This window comes from Amycolatopsis sp. NBC_00438, assembly GCF_036026695.1.
In the GTDB taxonomy this organism is placed as follows: domain Bacteria; phylum Actinomycetota; class Actinomycetes; order Mycobacteriales; family Pseudonocardiaceae; genus Amycolatopsis.
Window position 1 is genome coordinate 4,372,920 of sequence record NZ_CP107923.1, and the last position, 21,626, is coordinate 4,394,545.

Consider the following 21,626-nt stretch of genomic DNA (forward strand, 5'->3'; position numbering starts at 1 on the left):
AACGGCGGGGCTGGTTGCCCGCGGGAACCCGCCGCAGGCTGGGGGAAACACCAGCGACCCCGGAGCGGACATGCAGGAGATTGTGCTGGGCGACGTCACGGTCACCCGGATCACGGAGTACTACGGCTCGGTCGGGATGACACCCGAGACCTTCTTCCCCGAAAGCCCGGAAGGTGCCTGGGACGCGGACTGGCTCGCCCCCGACTTCCTCGACCGGGAGAACCACGTCTGCGTCTCGGCCATCCAGACCTGGCTGCTGCGCAGTGAAGGCAAGACGATCCTCGTCGACACCGGCGTCGGCAACCACAAGGAGCGGCCGTACACGCCGGTGTGGAGCCACCTGGACACCGGCTTCCTCGGCAACCTCGCGGCGGCCGGCGTGCGGCCGGAGGACGTCGACCTGGTGGTCAACACCCACCTGCACGTCGACCACGTCGGCTGGAACACCTACCTCGACGACCGCCGCTGGGTCCCGACGTTCCCGAACGCCACCTACCTGATGCCCAAGGCCGACTTCGACTTCTGGAACCCGGCCAACGGCCACGAGCCGAACCTGGGGCGCGGCAACCAGAACGTCTTCGAGGACAGCGTCGCGCCGGTGCACGAGGCCGGGCAGACCCTGCTGTGGGAGGACAGCCACCGCGTCGACGCGAACCTGACGCTCGACCTGGCGCCGGGGCACACGCCGGGGTCGTCGGTGCTCGCCCTCGACTCGGGCGGCGACCGCGCGCTGTTCGTCGGCGACCTGCTGCACACGGCCCTGCAGCTCGTCGAGCCCGACACCAACAGCTGCTTCTGCGAAGACCCCGCGCAGGCCCGCGCTTCCCGTCGCCGGCTGCTCGGCCAGGCCGCCGACACGAACGCGCTCGTCCTGCCCGCCCACCTCGGCGGCCACGGCGGCGCCGAGGTCGTCCGCGACGGCGACCGGTTCGCCATCAAGGACTGGGCCCCGTTCGGCAAGCTCTGAGGAGAACTGCGTTGATCGTCACCACCACCGCGGGCGACGTCCGCGGCCACGCCGGGGTCTTCCTCGACATCCCTTACGCCGCACCACCGATCGGCGCGGGCCGGTTCGCGCCGCCCCGGCCACCCGAGCCGTGGGAGGGAGTCCGGGACGCGACGCGGCCCGGGCCGACCGCCCCGCAACCCCGCCGGGACGGCTTCGGCGTGCTGGACATGTCGCCGTACTTCGGGACCGGCTGGGTCCGCGGCGACGACTACCTCACGGCCGGTGTCTGGGCCCCGCCGGCGGCCCGGGACTGCCCGGTCATCGTGTTCGTGCACGGCGGCGGGTTCGTCACCGGCTCGAACCGGTCGCCGCTCTACGACGGGACGGCGTTCGCGCGCGACGGCGTGGTGCTGGTGACGGTCAACTACCGCCTCGGTATCCCCGGGTTCCTCGACCTGCCCGGCGCGCCGCGCAACCGCGGGCTCCTGGACGTCATCGCCGCGCTGCGGTGGGTGCGCGAGAACATCGCGGCGTTCGGCGGTGACCCCGGCAACGTCACCCTGGCCGGCCAGTCCGCCGGTGCCACCATCACGGCCGGTGTCCTGGCCACGCCCGAGGCGGCCGGCCTGTTCCGGCGGGCCGTCGTGCAGAGCGGCAACGGCCTGGGCGCGTTCACCCCCGAGCAGGCGGCCCGGGTCACGCACGCGGCGGCTGCCGCGCTGGACGTCGAGCCGACGGTGGCGGCGTTCGGCGAGGTCCCCGACGAGCGGTTCGTCGCCACGCAGCTGGGTGGCCTGGACCTGCGGACCGCGACGGACTTCGATCCGCTGCTCGGGCTGAGCGCGTTCAGCCTGGTGCTGGACCGCCAACCTGCCGAGGCCCTGGCGACCGATGCCGCGCTGCTCATCGGTACCAACGCCGACGAAGGCGCGCTCTACCTGGCACCACAAGGAAATCTGACCACCTCGACGGAAAAAGACCTACTCGAGACGGCCGCGAAGGTGGCCGTCGACCCGGCCGCGCTCGTGGCGGACCACCGCGCCCGACGTCCACATGCGACAGCGGGTGAGCTGCGGTCGGCGATCATGGGTGACGCGTTGTTCGGCACCGGAACCCGTCGGCTCGCCGAAGCCCACGGCGCCGCGTACACCTACGAGTTCGCCTGGCGATCGTCCGCAGTGGACGGTCAGCTGGGCGCGGCCCACACGATGGAACTGCCGTTCGTCTTCGACCGCCTGGATCTCCCGGCCCTGCGCGGTCCACGAGGCCTGCTGGGCACCGGGGAACCGCCCGCCGAGCTGGCGACGCGGATGCACACGGCGTGGGTCAACTTCGCCCGCACCGGCGACCCCGGCTGGACGAGATCGGAAACCTGCCGCTTCACCGAGCGGGCCAGCTCCACCGCATCCCCAGGATCCCCGGCACCACCCCGGTCCTGAAGACGTGCGCGGGCACCACCGGCGACACGACGACCTCGGCCGTCTCGCGCTCGGGGCCGTCCGGGGAGTCCAGCCGATACGCGTGACAGGACGACGGCAGGGCCTTCGCGTCGAAGTGGACCTCCTGGAGGTGCTCGGCGACCGGGTGCCGGAAGCGGCGGTCGTAGCTGGTGTCCGGGACGCCGTCGGTGTAGTCGAACTCGTACTCGAGGATCGCCGTCTCGCCCTCGGCCAGCGATCGGCTCAGCACCAGTTCGCTGACGAGGAAACCGTGCTCCGGCAGCACTTCCGTGCGGCCGGGCCCGCAGTACCGGGTGGCCACCAGCCGCGGCGGTGTGCCCGCGACGCACCCGCGCAGCGTCACCACCCGGGCCTGCACGGGTTCCGCCACGGCCCGCACGACCTCGCGCACCCGCAGCCGGGACAGCGAGCGGTCGGCGCGGACGTGCAGGGACTCGTGCAGGCTCAGCACCACCAGCGCCGGGTCGTCGGCGGCTTCGAACGAGTTCAGCACCGGGACGACGCCGTTGCGGGGACCCCACAGCCGTTCCCACCGCACCAGGCCGACCGGGGAGCGGCCGCCGTCCGGGCGGTCGAGCAGGCCGGTCAGCGAGCCGGCGGGCAGCCCGAGGACGTCTTCCAGCACCGTGACCGCGCGGCGCGACTCGGGGCGCTCGGGCCGGGTGCGGCCGGTGCGCCAGTAGCTGAGCGTGGTCGTGCTGACCGGCGCGCCCGCTGCGGCCAGCCGGTCCTTGAGGCGCGCGAGGCCCAGCCCGCTCTGGTCGACGGCCAGCGACAACGCCCGGCAGAACGGGCCGTCGGCGAGCGCGTGGGCCAGCTGCTCCCGGCGTCCCGGCGAATGCACCGCGAACAACGACATGCGCGTCCTTCGTGCGTAGGTCCGTTCGGTCTAACACCCCGGGTGGCCGGTGTCACCCGACGAACGATCTGTCCTGTTCCGTTGATGGGCCCGGATCTTCGGACGGTTACCCGGACGACCCCGGCCGCTTACTTTCGGTGAGTCCCCACCGGAAGTCCCCACCGGAAGTCCCCGAGGAGTCCCCCATGCGTGAATCCCACGGCCGGTTCGTCCGCGCCGCGGCGCTGCTCGCCGGTTCCTGCGCCGCCCTCGCCACGCTCGCCGCGGCCCCCGCGTCGGCGAGCACCGCGCCGCTCTCCCCCGACGCGGCGCCGTCGATCATCGGCGGCAGCACGGCCCAGAACCCCGGTTACATCACCCGCTTCAACGGCCACGCCAACGGTTACACGTTCTTCTGCACCAGCACGCTGATCGGCGCGCGCTGGGTGCTGACCGCCAAGCACTGCATGTACGACAACAACGGGCAGCGGCTGTCCGACATCGACCTCTACATCGGGTCGAACAGCGCGTCCGGCGGCGTGCACGCGAAGGCGTCGTCGACCTACGTGTGGTCCGGCGGCGACCTCGCCCTGATCAAGCTGAACACCAACGGCGGCACCACGTTCGCCCCGCTCGCCAGCAGCTCCTCGGACGCCGGAGAAGGCGACTCCGCCCGTGTCTACGGCTGGGGCGCGACCCAGGCGACCGACGAGGGCAGCCACCAGTCGAACGTCCTGAAGCGCGCCGACGTCCGGATCTCCGACACCTCGGCGTCCGACAACTACGGCGGCCCGGCGATCTCGGCCTCGACGCCCAACGGCGCGGTCGCGGGCGGCGACTCCGGCGGCCCGATGATCGACGGCGGGGTCCAGGTGGGTGTCTGCTCGACCAGTGACCGGTCCAGCATCACCACCTACGGCAGCGTCGCCGCGGGCCGCGGCTGGATCCGGCAGACCAGCGGCGTCTGAGGCGGCCCGGGGTCGCCGGCCGGCGCGCGGCCGGCCGGCGGCATCCGGTCGGTGATTATCCCCCAAGGGGTTTGCGCGATCAGAGTGCATTTTCTCCCTTGATGTAACACCTTTCGGACTTCTCGCGGCATACGGGACAGCGATCACGCTCGTTCCGGTCCCCGGCGCAAGGAGTTCGTGTGATGGGTTTTCGACGCCCGCTGTTCCCGCGCAAAGCCAGCCGAGCGGTGGCGGCGGGAGTGATCGTGCCCCTGACGGTCGCGCTCGCCACCGCCGTGCCCGCCGCGGCGGCGGTCCCCACCGGCTTCACCGACACCGTGGCGATCGGCGGGCTCAGCTCGCCGACCGCCGCGGCGTTCGCCCCCGACGGGAAGGTGTTCGTCGCCGAGAAGAGCGGCCTGGTCAAGGTCTTCGACTCGCTGTCCGACAGCACCCCGGCGGTGTTCGCCGACCTGCGGACGCAGACCTAGGACTTCTGGGACCGCGGCCTGCTCGGGCTCGCCGTCGACCCGGCGTTCCCCGCTCGGCCGTACGTCTACGTCTCCTACACGCTCGACGCCCTGCCCGGCGGCACCGCCCCTCGCTGGGGTGACACGTGCCCGACGCCGCCGGGCGCGACCGACCAGGGCTGTGTCGTCACCGGCCGCGTGTCGCAGCTGACGATGGGCCCGGCCGGCACCGCCGTCAACGAGAAGCCGCTGGTCACCGGCTGGTGCCAGCAGTTCCCCAGCCATTCGATCGGCTCCCTGGCCTTCGGCCCGGACGGCGCCCTGTACGCGGGCGGCGGTGACGGCGCGAGCTTCAACTTCGCCGACTACGGTCAGGTCGGCAACCCCTGCGCCGACCCGCCGTCACCCGCCGGGACGAACCTCGCGCCGCCGTCGGCCGAGGGTGGCGCGCTGCGGTCGCAGTCCCCGCGCCGCGCGGCCGGGCAACCGGTGCTGCTCAACGGAACCCTGCTGCGCCTGAACCCCGACACCGGCGAGGGCGCGCCCGGCAACCCGTTCGCGAGCAGCGCCGACGCCAACGCGCGTCGCGTGATCGCCTACGGCGCGCGCAACCAGTTCCGCTTCGGGTTCCGCCCGGGCACCGGCGAGCTGTGGGCCGGCGACGTCGGCTGGAACACCTGGGAGGAGATCAACCGCGTCCCGGACGCCGGGGACGCCGTCGCGGAGAACTTCGGCTGGCCCTGCTTCGAAGGCACGGCCAGGCAGGCCGGCTACGACGGTGCGAACCTCGACCGGTGCGAGTCGCTGTACTCCGCGGGCGGGCAGACCGCGCCGTTCTACGCCTACAACCACAACGCGAAGGTCGTCGCGAGCGACCCGTGCCCGACCGGCGGCTCGTCGATCAGCGGGATCGCCTTCGAGTCCGGCAGCAACTACCCGGCCGAGTACGCGGGCGCGCTGTTCTTCGCGGACTCGTCGCGGGGCTGCATCTGGGCGATGCAAACGATTGCGGGCCAGCCGAGCCCCACCAAGCTGGTGCCGTTCGTGACGGGGGTCAACGCGCCGGTCCAGGTCCTGAGCGGCCCGGGCGGCGACCTGTTCTACGTCGCTCTCGGCAGCGGTGAGCTGCACCGCGTCAGCCACCCGGCGGGCACCAACCGCCCGCCGGTCGCGGTCGCCACGGCGACGCCGTCCACCGGCCCGGCGCCGCTCGCCGTCCAGTTCGACGGCACGGGTTCCACCGATCCCGACGCCGGGGATGTCTTGTCCTACGCCTGGGACCTCGACGCGGACGGCGCGTACGACGACTCGACGGGCCCGCGCCCGACGTGGACGTACACGACCGCGGCGGCGGTCGACGCGGGCTTGCGCGTGACGGACTCGCACGGCGCGTCGGCGACCGCGACGGTCCGGGTGACGGTCGGCACTCCCGCGGGCCTGGACCCGGTGCCGGTGATCGACGCGCCGGTTGCGTCGCTGACCTGGTCGGTCGGCCAGACGATCCCGTTCGCCGGCCGGGCGGTCGACGCCCAGGACGGCACCCTCCCGCCGGCGGCGCTGTCCTGGCGGCTGGCGGTCCGCCACTGCGCGGCCAACGGCACGTGCCACACGCACAACGTCCAGGACTTCGCCGGCGTGGCGTCGGGTTCGTTCGTGGCACCGGACCACGAGTACCCGTCGTACCTGCAGCTGACCTTGACGGCGACGGACTCGACGGGCCGATCGGCGTCGAAGACGGTCGAGCTGCAGCCGAAGACGGTGACGCTGAACTTCACGTCGAGCCCGAACCAGGTGCTGCTCACGGTGGGCGGCACCCAGCAGCGGACGCCGTTCTCCCGCACGGTGATCGCCGGGTCGACGAACTCGATCAGCGCGGACAGCCCGCAGAACGTCCCGCCGCTGAACCTGAAGTACGCCTTCTCGAGCTGGGCACATGGCGGGGCGCGGGCGCAGAACGTGGTGGCCCCGGCGACGACCACGACGTACAAGGCGAACTACCGGCTCTGCTGGCTGCTGCAACCCTGCTGAGTGATCCGGCGCGGTAGCACTCCGCCGGCGACGCGGGTGGTCGATCGGTTCAGCGGGTCGACGAACGCGTCGCCGCGGGGTGTGCGGCGCAGGCACACCGCTCCGCTGTGACGTAGGCGATCGTCCACGGACCGGGACTGTCCACTACGGACTGCCAGTGCCGAGTGTCTCTCGCCGGGCAGGTCCGCCGGCTGAAGCTGGACGTGCGACCCCCTGATCACCTCCGTTCCGCACCACACCACCGATCCCGGCGCTGATCAACCCTTTCGGCGATCGCCGAAAGGGGTGGTGCCCGCCGCACGGAGGATCCGATACTTCCCAGTGCCGTGCCTGCGGACCGGACTGGGAGCCCGGTCGCCGCGCCGGTGCCACACCGGGGCCGCACCGACTGGGGATCGGACCGGGCACACATCACCCTCACCCGAACCCGCTCGCGCCGCTCGGCGCCGGGCGTTCCGGGTGCGGAACTCCGCACACCTTTGGAGCCACCGTGCTCGTTGCACGACGTCGTATTCCGCTCATGGTCGCCGTGCTGGCGATCGCGGCCGGGGTGGTCGCGGCCACCCCGGCCGCCCACCACGCCGGCCCGCTCGCGGGACCACCGGGCGACGGTTCCGCCGTGGCCGCGAAGACGATCGCGAAGGCGACCGGCGAGCGGGTGGAGGTGGCGGCGAAGACCACCGAGACCTCGCAGACGTTCGCCAACCCGGACGGCAGTTTCACCCGCGAGCAGCGCGTGACGCCGGTCCGGGTGCGCCGCGGCGCGGGCTGGGTCCCGGTGGACCGGACCCTGCGGCGCGGTGCGGACGGGACGGTGGCCCCGGTGGCCGCCGCGAACCGGGTCACGTTCTCCGGCGGCGGCGACGCGCCGCTGGTCAGGTTCGTCAAGGACAGCAAGGAACTCGCGCTGCGCTGGCCCGCTCCGCTGCCCGCGCCCGCGCTGTCCGGGGATTCGGCGACCTACGCCGACGTGCTGTCCGGAGTGGACCTGCGGGTCACCGCGACGGCCGCCGGCTTCTCGCACGTCCTCGTGGTCAAGACCGCCGCGGCGGCCGGCCGGCTCACGAGAATCCCGTTCGGGCTCGAGACGCGGGGCCTTTCGGTCGAGACGGCCGGCGGCGGCGTGCTGAGAGCGACCGACCCGGCGGGCACCGTGGTGTTCCAGGCCCCGCCCGCCGAGATGTGGGACGCCGGTGCGCGGGCGGCCGACGGACGGCCGCGGCAGCGGGCCGCGTTCCCGGTCGAGGTGTCGGCGAAGCAGCTCGTGCTGGTGCCGGACCGGAAGCTGCTCACCGATCCGGCGACCCGCTTCCCGGTCGAGATCGACCCCAGCTGGGGCGCCGGGCAGAGCGGCTGGGGCCTCGCCTACGACGTGCCCGCCGACTACCGCGGCAACACCTACTGGGGCGGTGACGGCGACGGCCTGGCCAAGGTCGGCTACTCGTCGTGGGAGTCGCCGACGGTCCGGGTCCGGTCCTACTTCCAGTTCGACGTCGGCGACCTGCACGGGAGCCAGATCCTCGACGCGGAGGTCAACTTCTTCGAGGTGTGGGCGCCCTCCTGCACGGCCAAGCGCGTCGACCTCTACTACACCGAACCGACCGGGCCCGGGCTGAGCTGGAACAACCAGCCGCGCTGGAACGCGCTGGCCGGCTCGGTCGACGCGGCGCACGGCTACCCGAACTGCGGCGCGGACTGGGTCGGTTTCGGCGTCGGCGACGAGGTCGCGGACGCGACCGGGCGCGGCCTGCAGACCGCGACGTTCGGCCTGGTCTCCGGCGACGAGTCGGCGAACGCGAACGGGAACGCGTCGTGGAAGAAGTTCGACCCGAACCCGAACCTGATCGTGACCTACAACAACCGCCCGGAACCGCCGGAAGGGCTCGCCTCGGACCCGAAGGGCGGCTGTGACGGCGAGCCGGACGAGCCGTACGTCACCACCGCCACCCCGACCCTCAAGGCGACGCTCACCGACCCCGACGACGACCACCTCAGCGCCGAGTTCGTCTGGGCCAACCGCTCCGGCGCGCAGGTCGGCGCCCAGGACACCGAACGGCAGGAGTCGGGGACGGAGTTCCGGCTGCGCATTCCGGACGGCGCCTTCAAGGACGGCTCGAAGATCGCCTGGCGGGTCCGCGGCAGCGACGAGCACGGCTTCGACGGCGACTATTCGCCGTGGTGCGACATCACCGTCGACCTGTCCGCGCCCGGCAAGCCACCGATCGTGAACTCCCTGGTCTACCCGGAACGCGGGGAAGGCGGCGCACCGGGCCAGACGGCCGAATTCACCTTCGACGCCAACGGGGTCGCCGACGTCGCGGAGTTCAAGTACCGCCTCGACGGCCAGTCGGAGAAGACCGTCAAAGCCGTGAACGGCAAGGCGAGTGCGTTCGTCACGCCACCGACGCGTGATCCGTACACGCTGCACGTGACCAGTGTGGACCGGGCGGGCAACCGCGGCAGCGAAGCCAACACCAAGAACTACGATTTCCGCGTCGCCGTGCCCACTCCCCCGGACGACTACTGGCCCCTGGACGGCCGGCACCTGACGACCACCGTGCCCGACAGCCGGAACGCGGGCCACGACGGCACGTTCCCGCCCGCGAAGGCGGTCTGGACGCCCGGACGGGTCGGCGACGCGCTCCGGTTCGACGGCTCCGCCGGGTCTTCGGTCACCACCGCGGGCGGCCCGAGCGTCAACACCATCGCGAGCTTCTCGGTGAGCGCGTGGGTCCGGCTCGACGGCAACGACGGCAAGACGCGGACGGCGGTCAGCCAGGACGGCACCCGGTTCTCGCGGTTCTCGCTGGGGTACACCGGCGGGGCGGCCAGCTCCTGGGCCTTCACCATGGCCTCCGACGACAACGGCACCGCCGTGTCACGCACCGCCGCGGCCACCGGTGCGCCGCAGCTAGGTGTGTGGACCCACCTGACCGGCGTCTACAGCTCGACCGACAACCGGATGGACCTGTACGTCAACGGCGCGGCGGCCGGGACGAACACCTTCACCACGCCGCGGGCGGCCGTCGGAGCCGTCCAGATCGGCCGCGGGCAGCGGGACGGCGCCGCCGGTGATCCGTGGGTCGGCGCCGTGGACGAGGTCAAGGTCTACAACCGCGCGCTGCCGGACGTGAAGGTCGCCGAGGCCACCGAAATCGACCTCCTGGCCACCCAGCCGGCGGTCGAGGAAGCGGCCTGGCGGCTGGACGAGGGCACCGGCACCACGACCACCGACGCGTCCGGCGGCTACCGGACCGCGACCCTGCAACCGGGGGTGAGCTGGGTGCCGGGGAAGGTCGGCGCGAACGCCGTCCGCACGGACGGCACGGGTTCCGTGGTCGCGGACGGGCCCGCGGTGCGCACGGACAGCAGCTTCACGGCCACCGCCTGGGTGAACGTGGACGACACCACGACGTCCCGCGTGGCGCTGAGCCAGGACGGCGACCGCAACAGCGGCTTCAGCCTGATGTACCAGGCCGCGGCGAAGAAGTGGGTCTTCTCGATGCCGCAGTCCGGTGCCGACACCGCGACCGTGTTCACGGCGGCCGACTCCGCCCCGCCGCTTGTGCAGCGCTGGGTGCACCTGACCGGGGTGTACGACGCCTCGGTGCCCGAGATCCGGTTGTACGTCAACGGCGCGCTGACCGGACGGACCACGGTGCCCGGCGGGATCAAGGCGAACGCGGCGGGCCCGCTGCGCATCGGCCAGGCCAAGGCGAAGGCCCTGATCACCACTCCCTTCAAGGGGATCGTGGACGAGGCGCACCTCTACACCGGGGTGCGGACCGACGCCGAGGTCCGGGACGAGTACCTCAACCCGGTGACCGATCGCCGGTGGTCGGGCTCGCTGACGCGCTACGTCAGCCACAGCTCCGAGCACTTCACGGCCACCGGGCCGCCGCCGCGGGCGTACGCGCTGGAACAGCAGCTCGGCTGGCTGGCCCCGGTGGGCACGCCCGGCACCCAGCCGCTGTACGCCTGCCGGCTCGGGACCGACGAGCTGACGTCCCTCGACCCGGCGTGCGAAACCGGGACGAAACTGGGTGTTCTCGGGGCGGTCTATCCGACGGCGCCCACGGACAAGGCCGGCCGGATGCTCTACCGGTGCGGCACCGGCGGGACGGCGGACGAGCGGTTCGATTCGCCGGACCCGGGGTGTGAGGGACTCACCGTCGAGAAGCAGCTCGGATACGTGCTGAGCTACGCGCAGCTGACCCGCTACGTCAAGATCGAACGCGGGATCGACCGGCGGACCAGCACCACCACCGTGCCGGTGCCCTACCTCCGCGAGGGTCCGTTGTGGGCGGTGTCGCTGCAGGCCGTGCCGGGCACCGTGCCGTTGCTGTCCTGCGTCGAGAACGGCGACAGCTTCACGTCCCTTTCGCCTTCCTGCGAAGGGAAGACGGTCACCGGGCAGCTGGGCTGGATCTGGTCCGCCCCGCCGTCCGGAATGCAGAGCCTGCCGTTGACCCGCTGCGCGCAGCAGGGCTCGGGAGAACGTTTCGACGCGTTGACGTCCGATTGCGACGGGCAGGTCGTCGTGGACGTGCTCGGTTATGTGGTGAGCCCGTGAACTGGGGAGACATGACAAGAACCCGAAGAGATCCGAACAAGTGGCGGTCGGTGGTCGCGCTGACCACCGCGACGGTGCTGACGTGGTCGTTGGCCGTCGCGGTGCCCCCGGCCGCGGGCGCGGCGACGCGCCCGCCCGGTGACCCGGCGCCGTTGACCACCTTCAAGCCCGTGACCGGCAAGCCCGTCGCGACCAAGGCACTGGCGCCGGAACCGGACGCGGAGCGCGCGCTGCGTGCGGCCCCGAAGGTGGCGTGGCCCGCGGCGGGCACCGCCGAAGTCGCCTTCCCGGCCGCGCAGACGCAGGCCAAGCAGGCGGCGCCGGCCGAGACCCTGCCGGTGCGGCTGAGCTCGTCCACAACGGACTCGGCGAAGGCCGCCGCGCCGCAGCCGAAGGTCCGGGTCGAGGTCCTCGACCAGAAAGCCGCCGCCGCGGCGGGCACGCCGGGGATGCTGGTCCGGCTCAGCCGGGCCGACGGCGTGCGCCAGGCCGCACCGGTCACCGCGGAGCTGGACTACTCCGGGTTCCGCTCGGCGTTCGGCGGGGACTGGGCGTCCCGGCTGAAGGTCGTCGCGCTGCCGGCCTGCGCGGCCACCACCCCCGCCCGCGCGGAGTGCCGCACCCAGAAGCCGCTCGAAACGCACAACGACGTCAAGGCGGGCCGCGCGTCCGCCCCGGTGGCGGCGGAACCGGACGGCGCGGTGTTCGCGCTGGCCGCGACCGCCTCCGGCCCGACCGGCGACTATTCGGCCACCCCGCTGGCCCCGGCGGCCTCCTGGGGTGTCGGCACCCAGAGCGGGACCTTCACCTGGCAGTACCCGCTGACGGTGCCGCAGGTGCCCGGCGGGCTCGTGCCCGACCTCGCGATGTCCTACAGCTCCGGTGGTGTCGACGGCCGCGTCGTGTCGACGAACAACCAGGCCTCCTGGATCGGTGAGGGCTGGAACCTGGGCGCCGGGGCCATCTCCTGGCAGTTCAAGGCGTGCGCCGACGACGGCGTCCAGCCCAAGACCGGCGACACGTGCTGGGCCGGCAACTACGCCACCATGGCGTTCGCCGGGCACAGCGGCGAGCTGATCTTCGACGACAACGAGAAGATCTGGCGGCCGAAGAACGACGACGGCACCCGCGTCGAGTACCTGTCCGGCGCCGACAACGGCGACCGGGACGGCAACTTCTGGCGCGTCACCACCGTCGACGGCACGCAGTACTACTTCGGGTCCAAGACCGAGACGAAGTCCACCTGGACGGTCCCGGTGTTCGGCAACGACGCCGGCGAACCCTGCCACGCCGGCGACTACGCCGGTTCGTCCTGCGACCAGGCGTGGTCCTGGAACCTGGACTACGTCGTCGACCGGCACGGGAACACGATCAAGTACTTCTACGACCAGGAGCGCAACGCCTACGGGATCAACCTGGGCCAGCGCAAGGCGGAGTACACCCGCGCCGGCACGCTGCGCCGCATCGAGTACGGCACCAACGAGAAGGTGGGCGGCGCGGCACCGGCCGTGGTCGAGTTCGAGACCGCGGACCGCTGCGTCGAGGGCAAGGACTGTGCCCAGCACACCAAGGAGTCCTATGTGGACACTCCGTGGGACCAGCAGTGCGACGCCGCCACCTGCGAGAAGCTGGCGCCCGCCTTCTTCTCCTCGAAGCGGCTGGCGAAGGTGACCACCAAGCTGCTGGACAAGCCGGTGGACTCGTGGACGCTCTACCAGACCTACCCGGACCCCGGCGACAACACTTCCCCGTCGCTCTGGTTCAAGAACATCACGCACACCGGCCTGGTCGGCGGCAGTGTCGCCGAGCCGCCGGTCGTGTTCAACGGTTCGCTGGCGGCCAACCGGGTCAACAGCGCGGCGGACGGCCTGCCGCCGATGAACAAGTTCCGGATCGGCGGGGTGCGCAACGAGATCGGCGGCGCGGTCCAGGTCGACTGGGCGCCGGTGGACTGCACCCCCTCGACGCTGCCGAAGCCGGAGACGAACCAGCAGCGCTGCTTCCCCGTCCGCTGGGCGTTCCAGCAGGGGCAGCCGAAGGACGACTGGTTCCAGAAGTACGCGGTGGGCCGGATCGTGCAGCTCGACCGGGTCGGTGGCGGCCTCGCGGACGTGACCGGCTACGAGTACCTGGACGGCGCGGCCTGGCACTTCACCGACAACCCGCTCGTCCCGGCCGAACGGCAGACCTGGTCGGAGTGGCGCGGTTACGGCCGCGTTGTCGAGCGCCACGGTGATCCGGCCGCCGATCCCGGCGTCAAGGTGACCAAGAAGGAACTGCGCTACTTCCGCGGCATGAAGGGCGACAAGCTCGACGCCGGCGGCGGCGAGAAGCCCGGCGTGGTCAAGGATTCGCAGGGCGGCGTGGTCGACGACGCGGACGGGCTGGCGGGCTTCGTCCGCGAGGAGAGCACCTTCAACGGCGACACGACCACACAGGTCGGCGGCACCATCACCGATCCGCTGCGCAAGGAGACCGCGAAGCAGGGCGCTCGCGCCGCCTACCTCGTCAAGCCGGAAACCGTGCGCGGCCGCACCGTGCTGGCCGCCGGCGGCGTCCGGCGGACCGAGTCGGCCAGCACCTACACCGACGAGGGCATCCTCACCGCCACCGACGACAAGGGCGACGTCGACGACGCCGCGGACGACCAGTGCCGGACGATCACCTACGCGCGTGACGACGACAAGCAGCTGCTCACGCTGCCGAGCGAGGACAAGGTCGTCGGGGCCGCGTGCGGCACCCCCGCGGTCTTCCCGCGCGACGCGATCTCCGACACCCGCACCTACTACGACGGCGGCGACCTCGGCGCTCCGCCGACGCTGGGCAAGGCCACGGTGACCAAGGTGGCCGGGAGTTATCCCGGCGGTACCGCGAAGTTCGAGGTCGACGCCCAGGCGGGTTTCGACGGCTACGGCCGGGCGGTGACGACCACGGACGCGCTCGATCGGGTGACGAAGGTGGGCTACGAACCGGCCACCGGACCGCCGGCCAAGTCGACCCTGACCGATCCGGCCGGGAACGTCACCACCACGGTCCTCGACCGGCAGCTCGGCAAGCCCACGCAGACGCTCGACGTCAACGGCAGGCACACCGACATCGCCTACGACGCGCTCGGGCGGGTCACCGAACTGTGGCAGCCCGGCCGGTCGAAGGACGCGGGCGAATCCGGCAACGTCCTCTACGACTACACCGTCCGCACCGACGCGATCAGCTCCGTCGCCACGAGGACGTTGAAGGCCAACGAGAACTACACGACCGCGTACACCCTCTACGACGGGCTCGGCCGGGAACGCCAGACCCAGTCCGCCGCGTGGATGATGCCCGGTCAGACCGCCAGGATCGTCGCCGACAAGATCTACGACTCACGCGGTCTCGAGGTGAAGGCCAACAGCGGCTACCTGGCCACCGGTTCGGCGGGCACGGACCTGTTCGCCTCGTCGGCGGGTGACGCCGACGTGCCGTCCCAGACCGTCACCGAGTACGACGGTGCCGGGCGGGCGACCGCCTCGGTGCTGCGCAGCGCGGGCGTCGAACAGTGGCGCAGCACGACCGAATACCGCGGGGACAGCATCGCGCAGACCCCGCCGAAGGGCGGCACGGCGACGACCGCCAGGATCGACGCGCGCGGCCGCACGACCCAGCTCGGCCAGCACCTCGCGGCGACCCCGACCGGTGCCGCCGACACCACGAAGTACAGCTACACCAAGGCGGGACAACCGGAATCGGTGACCGACGCCGCGGGCAACGTCTGGAGCTACGGCTACGACGCCCGCGGCCGGACGACCTCGGCCAAGGACCCCGACAAGGGCGAGTCGACCATGACCTACGACGCCGCCGGGCAGCTGACCGGCAAGAAGGACGCCCGGCAGCAGACCGTCGCCTACAAGTACGACCTGCTGGGCCGCCGGACCGAGACCCACGCGGACTCGGCCGACGGGCCGCTGCTGGCCCAATGGACCTACGACACGGTGCCCGAGGCCGGCGGCAAGGTGATCAAGGGGCAGATCGCGTCGTCGACGCGGTACGTGGGCGGCAACGCCGTCAAGGCGGAGGTCACCGCCTACGACGCCGGCTACCGGCCGACGGCCACGACGCTGACCGTGCCGGCGTCCGAAACCGGGCTCGCGGGCACGTACAAGACGACCGCCGTGTACAACGTGGACGGCACCAAGCGCAGCGAAACGCTGCCGCGGCTCGGAACCAACCTGGCCGAGGAGACCGTCCGTTACGGCTACGACGACTACGGCATGCCCAGCACCATGGCCGGGGCGGACACCTACGTCGGCTACACCCGCTACACCCCGTTCGGGGAGAAGGAGATGGTCCGCCTCGGCACCACGGGCGCGGAGACCTGGGAGCGGCGCGGGTACGAGCTCGCGTCGCACCGGCTGGCCAGGACGGTCGTCGAGCACGCGAAGACGACCGATCTCCAGTCGGACGTCGGGTACGCCTACGAGGCCGCCGGCACGGTGAAGTCGTTGTCCACCAAGGTTCCCGGCGCCGCCGAGGACCGGCAGTGCTTCGGCAACGACTACCTCGGCCGGATCACCGACGCCTGGACGTCGACCGCGAACTGCGCCGGCGCGCCGGGCAGCGCGACCGGCGGCCCGAGCGCCTACTGGTCCACGTTCGGCTACGACCAGATCGGCAACCGCAAGTCGGACACCTCGCACGGCCTCGGCGGCGCGGCGGACGTCGTCCGCAAGTCCGAGTACCCGGCGCCCGGCGCGCCGCAGCCGCACGCGCCGAAGACGGTGACCACCACCGGCCCGGCGCCGGCGAAGGTCGACTCCTACGGCTACACGGCCACCGGCGGCACCACCGGCAGGCCCGCGCCCGCCGGGGGCACCCAGACCCTGGGGTGGGACGCGGAGGACCGGGTCGTCTCGGCGGCCGCGGGTTCGGCGGTCACGACCTACACCTACGACGCCGACGGGAACCGGCTGATCACGCGGGACGCCTCGGGCACCACGCTCACCCTGCCGGACGGCAGTGAACTCCGGTACGACGCGGCGACCAAGGCCGTCACCGGCACCCGGTCCTACTCCGCCGGGGACAGCACGGTCGCGACCCGCCGGACCGGCCAGCTCTCCGGGGTGTCCTGGATGTTCCAGGACCGCTCGGGCAGCGACACGGTGTCGGTCGGCGCGACGTCGTTCCAGGTGACCAGGCGGCTGCTCGACCCGTTCGGCCAGCCGCGTCCCGCGCAGCCGGCGGGGTGGACCGGCAACCGCGGCTTCGCCGGTGGCTCGCCGGACCCGGCGACGGGACTGACCCACCTCGGGGCCCGTGACTACGACACGAAGACCGGCAAGTTCCTTTCCGTGGACCCGATCCTGACGCTGGGGAGCCCGCAGCAGTTCAACGCCTACGCGTACGCGGACAACAACCCGGCCACCAAGTCGGACCCGACCGGCCTGATCGTGCAGAGCTGCCCGGACGGCGAATGCCCCAACGGGCACGGCGCCTACGGCGGGATCAGCGGCAAGAACCCGGCCACCAACGACCCGGTCGGTGGCGGGAAGAGCGTCTTCGACATCCCCGCGGGCGCGGCGATGCCGAGGGCGTGCCAGGGCGGCACCGACCTCCTGGGCACCGGCTCGATCGCGACCTGGTGCCGCGGGGTGGCCGCGTCGAAGGCACCGGCCTGCGACGGGAGTTTCACCTCGCTGCTCAAGGGCGAATGCGCGAAGCAGCGTGAGGAGATCAGGGCGGTCGCGGCCGCCGCGGAAACCGAGCGCGCCCGCCAGTTCGAGCTGGCGAACAAGGAGGATCACGGCGGGTTGGTGATGACCTGCGAAGCACTCACCGGTCGCGCCGCCTACGTCGCGGGTGGCTGGCAGGAATGCACGTCCGAGGCGGATCCGGGTGCTGTGCTGCACGTCGTCAAGGTCGGCGGTGGTTATGGCTCGGGCGTCTCGAACCTCCAGTCGAAGGTCTACGTGATGCACGCGAAGACCCTCGACGACGTCGCCGGCTGGGGCTGGTCCCTGGACGGCGACGCGGCCTACGGCCCGATCGGAGCGAGCGCGGGCGTCGGAGCCCACTTCGCCGGAGAAGCTCATCCCCACGTGGAAGGCGGCGTGTCCCTCGGAGGCGATCTGACCCACCTTTCGAATCTCTCCGACCTGAGGGGCTTCTTCCGCGGAGGGTGGGAGGCGGGTGCCAGCCTGAACATCGAGAAGTCCTGGGTGACCAGGTAGGAAACCGGTACCGAGAAGGCCTCCCGCGCGCCGGTCGCGCGGGAGGGCTTCTTCGTGTCGAGGCTCCTCAGGTGATCGGGAAGGTGGTGCCGATACCCATCCCCGTGATCCACTCCGGGACCGGCTCGTAGCTCGTCCACACCAGCGGCAGCCCCGCCGCCACCTGGCCGATCAGCCAGCAGCGGACCTCGTGGCCGCCCGTTCCCGCGGTGTCCTCCAGTGCTTCGTGGCCGAGTGCCGCCACCGCGTCCGCGTCGCCTGAGGACAGGCGCGACAGGAACCACCGGTCCCACTCCGCGTTCACCCGCGCCCGGGGATCCCCGCCCATTGCGCGGACTCGCGGTTCGCGGGCCGCTGCGAAGGCGTGGACGTCTGCTCGCCCGTGGATCAGCGACTCACGGCGCTCCCCCGCCACCGCCGGGTCGCGCGGGTCGTTCGACGGCAGCCAGTGCGACAGGCCACCGCTCGCCGCGATCAGGACCCGGCCCGGGAAGTCCGCCGACCGCAAGGCCGCTCCGAGTGCGTGGCCCAGGGAGACGCAGCGGCGCAAGGACGGCAGCGGCGGCGCGGCCGTGTTGACGACCAGCGGCACCAGCGGCAGCGACGTCCCGCCGGTGATCATCTCGTAGCTCTGCACGATGCCGTGGTCGACCGTCAGCGAGTACGACAGCGAGATGTCGAACCCCGCCGCGGTCAGGCCGGCGTGCAGCGGCCAGGCCAGCGACGACGCCACCGGCAGCGGACCTTCCGTGCTGCCGTAGTCGCCGAAGCCCGCCGCCTGCTCGACGCCCAGCACGAACGGCGGCATCACGTCGTAGAAGTTGCCGTGGAAGTGGTCCGGGCCGATCACGACGATCGCGTCCGGGGCGAGGTCCTCGACCGCGCGGCGGACGCGCTCGGCGTCACCGAGGAAGCGGCCGCCCGGACCGTCCACCCGCGACGGTGGCAGCAGTGTCGCGAACGGACTGTGGGACATCCCGGCGAAGCCCGCGATCTCGGCCATCAGGACGGCTCCTGCCCGGTCAGCAGCCAGGTGCGGTGGACGTCGAGGAACTCGCCGACCTTCTCCCACTGCGGCCAGTGGCCGGCGTCGTCGATGACGTGCAGCAGCGCGTCGGGCAGCCAGCCGAGCAGCAGGTCGGCCTCGTCGAGCCCGCCCGTCGGGTCGTGGCTCGTCCACAGCAGCAACGTCGGCGCGGTCACCTTCGACACCCACGCCGGGTCCCACGCGAAGTCCTTGCGCACCTGCGGGTCCTGCAGCACGAGCGTGTTGGTGATCGCGCGGACGAACCCGGGCCGGGAGTAGATCCGGCGGCGCAGGTTCACCAGCTCGTCGGTGACCATCTCCTTGTGGTGGAACAGGAATTCGACGCGCCGGCGGACGGTGGCGTCGCTCGGGTCGCGCACCGCCGCCATCGTGCTGTCGCGCATCCGCGCCATCACCTCGGGCTTGTTGGCGATGTTGCCCGGGGTGTTCAGCACGAGCCGGTTTACCCGGTCCGGGTGGTGCGCCGCGACCCAGGCGACAACCCAGCCGCCGAGCGACTCGCCGGACAGGTGCGCCCGGTCGATGCCCAGGACGTCCAAAAGGGACACGAGGTGCGCGGCGAGGACGTCGATCGTGTACGGCCGGTCCGGCAGGTCCGACCAGCCGTGGCCGACCATGTCGTAGACCGTGACGTGGAAGTCACGAGCGAGCCCGGCCAGGTCCCGCGCGTACGCCTCCAGGTGCCCGCCGGTCCCGTGCAGCAGCACGAGTTCCGGCCCGGTCCCGGCCTGCAGCACCCGCGTCCGCACGACCCCGCCGTCCAGCGGGACGTCGACGTAGCGCAGGGTGTGTTCGAGTTCGCCCAGCTCGCCCCAGATGCCGGCGTGCTCGGGGATCGGCGGCCCGGACGGTTCGACGCGGGTTTCGTCCACTGTGGTCACTTGTCCTCCGCCTTCCGGGCTTCTTCCATGGTGGCCGGGCCCGCGCTCTCCCGGCGGCCCAGGCCGAACAGGCCGAGCAGCCTCGAGTTCTCGATGGTCAGGAACTCGACCGGGTGCTCGGCCGAGTCGTTGTGGTGCCGGTGCCAGGTCCACGGCGGGGTGTAGACGAACGAGCCCGTCGTCCAGCTGACGACCTCGTCCTCGATCTCGCTGTGGCCGTCACCGGCGAGCACGAAGTGCACGGTCTCGTGGTGGTGGCGCTGCATGTCCGAGCTCTCGCCGGCCGGGATGACCTGCCGGAACAGCTCGAACGTCGTGGTCGGCAGGGTGCCGGCGACGCGCAGCGACGTCGGGTTCGGCACCGCGCCCGGCGGGATCTCGACGAGGTCCTCGTCGTGCACGACCAGCGGGCGCTGCCCGCCGGGGCGCACGACGTGGGCGATGCTCGCGAGGAAGTCGCTCATCGCGAACTCGGGTCCGGACGTGGACATGGGTCTCCTCCCCTTGCTGACGACCACTCAGGCCGGGCATTCCGTGCGGCCGCCGTCGACCGTCAGCACACTTCCGTTGACGTACCCCGCTTCCGCCGACGCCAGGAACGCCACCGCGGCGGCGATCTCGCCGGGCGCGGCGGCCCGTCCGGCCGGGATGTCGGCGAGGTCCTGGGCCATCGCGGTGGCGACGTCGATGCCCGCGGCGTCGGCCCGCCCGCGCACCACCTCGAGGCGGCGCGGCGTGAGGGTCGCGCCGATCGCGACGCAGTTGACCGTGACACCCCGGTCGGCGTGTTCGCGGGCCGCGAGTTTCACCGCGGACGTCGTCGCCGACCGCAGGACCGTCGACGCGGCGAGCGCGGGCTGCGGCTGCCGCACCGCCGTCGACGTCGTGACGACGACCCGGCCGAAGCCGCGCTCGGCCATCGTGGGCAGCGCGGCCCGCATCAGCGCGAGGGGGCCGAGGAGCAGCAGGTCCAGGTCGTGGTGCCACTGCTCGGCGGGGATGTCGAAGACACCGCCGGGCGCCGGGCCGCCGGTGTTGGCCACGACGACGTCGAGCGAGCCGTACTGCTCACGCACCCGCGTCACGGCCTCGGCCGCGGCGGCGGGCACGGCCAGGTCGCAGACGCGGTAGCCGACGCCGTCGCCGAGCGCCGAAGCCGTCTCGGCCAGGGTTTCTTCGGTCCGGCCGGCGAGCACGACCCGGTGCCCGGTGGCGAGCAACGCGGCCGCGACGGCGGCGCCGATCCCGCCGGCGCCACCGCCGACGAACGCGACCCGGGGACTGGGGTGCTGGTTGGTCTCCATGATGTGTCCTACATTCGGTCCATGAGCGAGACCGGCCAAGGATGAGTCCCACTGCCCGGGACTCCCGATCGGCTGACGACGGGTCGGCGTCGGGCGCGCTCGAACGCGCGGCCGCCATCCTGGACGCTTTCGACGCGACGCACCGCGAGCTGCCGCTGGCCCGGCTGGTCGAGCGTTCGGGGCTGCCGCGCTCGACCGTGCACCGCACGGCGGCCCGGATGATCGAGCTGGGCTGGCTCGACAAGCCCGGGGACAAGTACCGGATCGGCACCCGGCTGTTCGAGCTGGCCGGCCTGGTCCCGGTGCGCCACGAGCTGCGCGAGGCGGTGCTGCCCTACCTGCAGGACCTGTACGCGGCGGCCCGGACCACGGTGCAGCTCGGCGTGCTCGACGGCGTCGACGTGCTGGTCGTCGAGAAGATCACCGGGCACCGGCCGCTGCCGATGCTCTCCCTGGTGGGCGGCCTGATCCCGGCGCACTGCTCCGGCCTGGGCCGGGCGATCCTGGCCTGGTCGGACGCGGCGACCGTCGACGCGGTGGTGGCGGCCGGGCTCACCCGGCGCACCCCCCGCACGATCACCAACCCCGAGGCGCTGGCGCGAGAGCTGGCCACCGTGCACGAGCAGGGCTGGGCCTACGACCGGGAAGAGGGCAACGCCGGCATCAGCTGCGTGGCCGCGCCGATCTTCGACTTCACCGGGAACGTCACGGCCGCGCTGTCGGTCACCGGGCCGAGCGCCGCCGTGCTGCCGGACCGGATCGGGCCCGCCGTCCGGATGGCGGCCGCGGCGGCCAGCCGGGCGTACGCGGCCCGCCGATGGGCGGTGCCGCGGCCCCAGCCCGAGCTGCCGTCCCAGTGACCAGGACTCCCGGTTGGCTCGCCGCGCCGACCTGTTCCACGCTGTGGCCCACGCCGCGCCGGAGC

General features: G+C 72.3%; 13 protein-coding genes. 8 read left to right on the plus strand and 5 right to left on the minus strand.

Annotated elements, in window-relative coordinates:
• Positions 1–70 precede the first annotated feature (70 nt).
• A complete protein-coding gene (locus OG494_RS19250) occupies positions 71–967 on the plus strand; it encodes an MBL fold metallo-hydrolase (RefSeq protein ID WP_328457605.1) in 897 nt (298 codons plus the stop codon).
• An 11-nt stretch (positions 968–978) separates the two neighbouring features.
• Positions 979–2,388: a carboxylesterase/lipase family protein gene (locus tag OG494_RS19255; RefSeq protein WP_328457607.1), complete on the plus strand. Its 1,410-nt coding sequence runs from the start codon at positions 979–981 to the stop codon at positions 2,386–2,388.
• On the opposite strand, the gene OG494_RS19260 is transcribed toward OG494_RS19255, so the two are convergent.
• On the minus strand, positions 2,330–3,268 hold the full coding sequence (locus OG494_RS19260) for a hypothetical protein (RefSeq protein WP_328457609.1): 939 nt from the start codon (positions 3,266–3,268) through the stop codon (positions 2,330–2,332). The two genes, OG494_RS19255 and OG494_RS19260, sit on opposite strands and share 59 nt — an antisense overlap.
• A gap of 185 nt (positions 3,269–3,453) precedes the next feature.
• On the opposite strand from OG494_RS19260, the gene OG494_RS19265 reads away from it, so the two are divergent.
• The 5 genes from OG494_RS19265 to OG494_RS19285 all read left to right on the plus strand — a co-directional run bounded on the left by OG494_RS19265 (position 3,454) and on the right by OG494_RS19285 (position 17,468).
• Positions 3,454–4,215 carry a S1 family peptidase gene (locus tag OG494_RS19265; protein WP_328457611.1) on the plus strand — a complete coding sequence of 254 codons (762 nt, stop codon included), beginning with the start codon at positions 3,454–3,456 and terminating at the stop codon, positions 4,213–4,215.
• Between the two features lie 182 nt (positions 4,216–4,397).
• Positions 4,398–4,685 carry a hypothetical protein gene (locus OG494_RS19270; protein WP_328457613.1) on the plus strand — a complete coding sequence of 96 codons (288 nt, stop codon included), beginning with the start codon at positions 4,398–4,400 and terminating at the stop codon, positions 4,683–4,685.
• 177 nt (positions 4,686–4,862) lie between these two features.
• Positions 4,863–6,692, plus strand: a complete 1,830-nt coding sequence (locus tag OG494_RS19275; RefSeq protein WP_328457615.1) for a PQQ-dependent sugar dehydrogenase — start codon at positions 4,863–4,865, stop codon at positions 6,690–6,692.
• Between the two features lie 490 nt (positions 6,693–7,182).
• On the plus strand, positions 7,183–11,265 hold the full coding sequence (locus OG494_RS19280; protein ID WP_328457617.1) for a LamG-like jellyroll fold domain-containing protein: 4,083 nt from the start codon (positions 7,183–7,185) through the stop codon (positions 11,263–11,265).
• An 11-nt stretch (positions 11,266–11,276) separates the two neighbouring features.
• On the plus strand, positions 11,277–17,468 hold the full coding sequence (locus tag OG494_RS19285) for an RHS repeat-associated core domain-containing protein (RefSeq protein WP_328457619.1): 6,192 nt from the start codon (positions 11,277–11,279) through the stop codon (positions 17,466–17,468).
• Positions 17,469–17,535: 67 nt separating this feature from the next.
• On the opposite strand, the gene OG494_RS19290 is transcribed toward OG494_RS19285, so the two are convergent.
• Genes OG494_RS19290 through OG494_RS19305 form a run of 4 tightly spaced genes read right to left on the minus strand, consistent with a single transcriptional unit; the run spans position 17,536 to position 20,701 of the window.
• Positions 17,536–18,471, minus strand: coding sequence for a 2,3-dihydroxyphenylpropionate 1,2-dioxygenase (locus OG494_RS19290; RefSeq protein WP_328457621.1), 936 nt, complete (start codon positions 18,469–18,471; stop codon positions 17,536–17,538).
• Complete coding sequence (locus tag OG494_RS19295) at positions 18,471–19,397, minus strand: alpha/beta fold hydrolase (RefSeq protein WP_328457623.1); 927 nt, start codon at positions 19,395–19,397, stop codon at positions 18,471–18,473. Before OG494_RS19295 ends, OG494_RS19290 begins: the two co-directional genes overlap by 1 nt.
• Positions 19,394–19,888: a cupin domain-containing protein gene (locus tag OG494_RS19300; protein WP_328457625.1), complete on the minus strand. Its 495-nt coding sequence runs from the start codon at positions 19,886–19,888 to the stop codon at positions 19,394–19,396. The genes OG494_RS19295 and OG494_RS19300 overlap by 4 nt, the downstream gene beginning before the upstream one ends.
• Positions 19,889–19,915: 27 nt before the next feature.
• On the minus strand, positions 19,916–20,701 hold the full coding sequence (locus OG494_RS19305; RefSeq protein ID WP_328457627.1) for an SDR family oxidoreductase: 786 nt from the start codon (positions 20,699–20,701) through the stop codon (positions 19,916–19,918).
• Between the two features lie 41 nt (positions 20,702–20,742).
• Here OG494_RS19305 and OG494_RS19310 point away from each other — a divergent pair, with 41 nt between their 5' ends.
• Positions 20,743–21,561, plus strand: a complete 819-nt coding sequence (locus tag OG494_RS19310) for an IclR family transcriptional regulator (protein WP_328457629.1) — start codon at positions 20,743–20,745, stop codon at positions 21,559–21,561.
• The last annotated feature ends 65 nt before the right edge of the window (positions 21,562–21,626 follow it).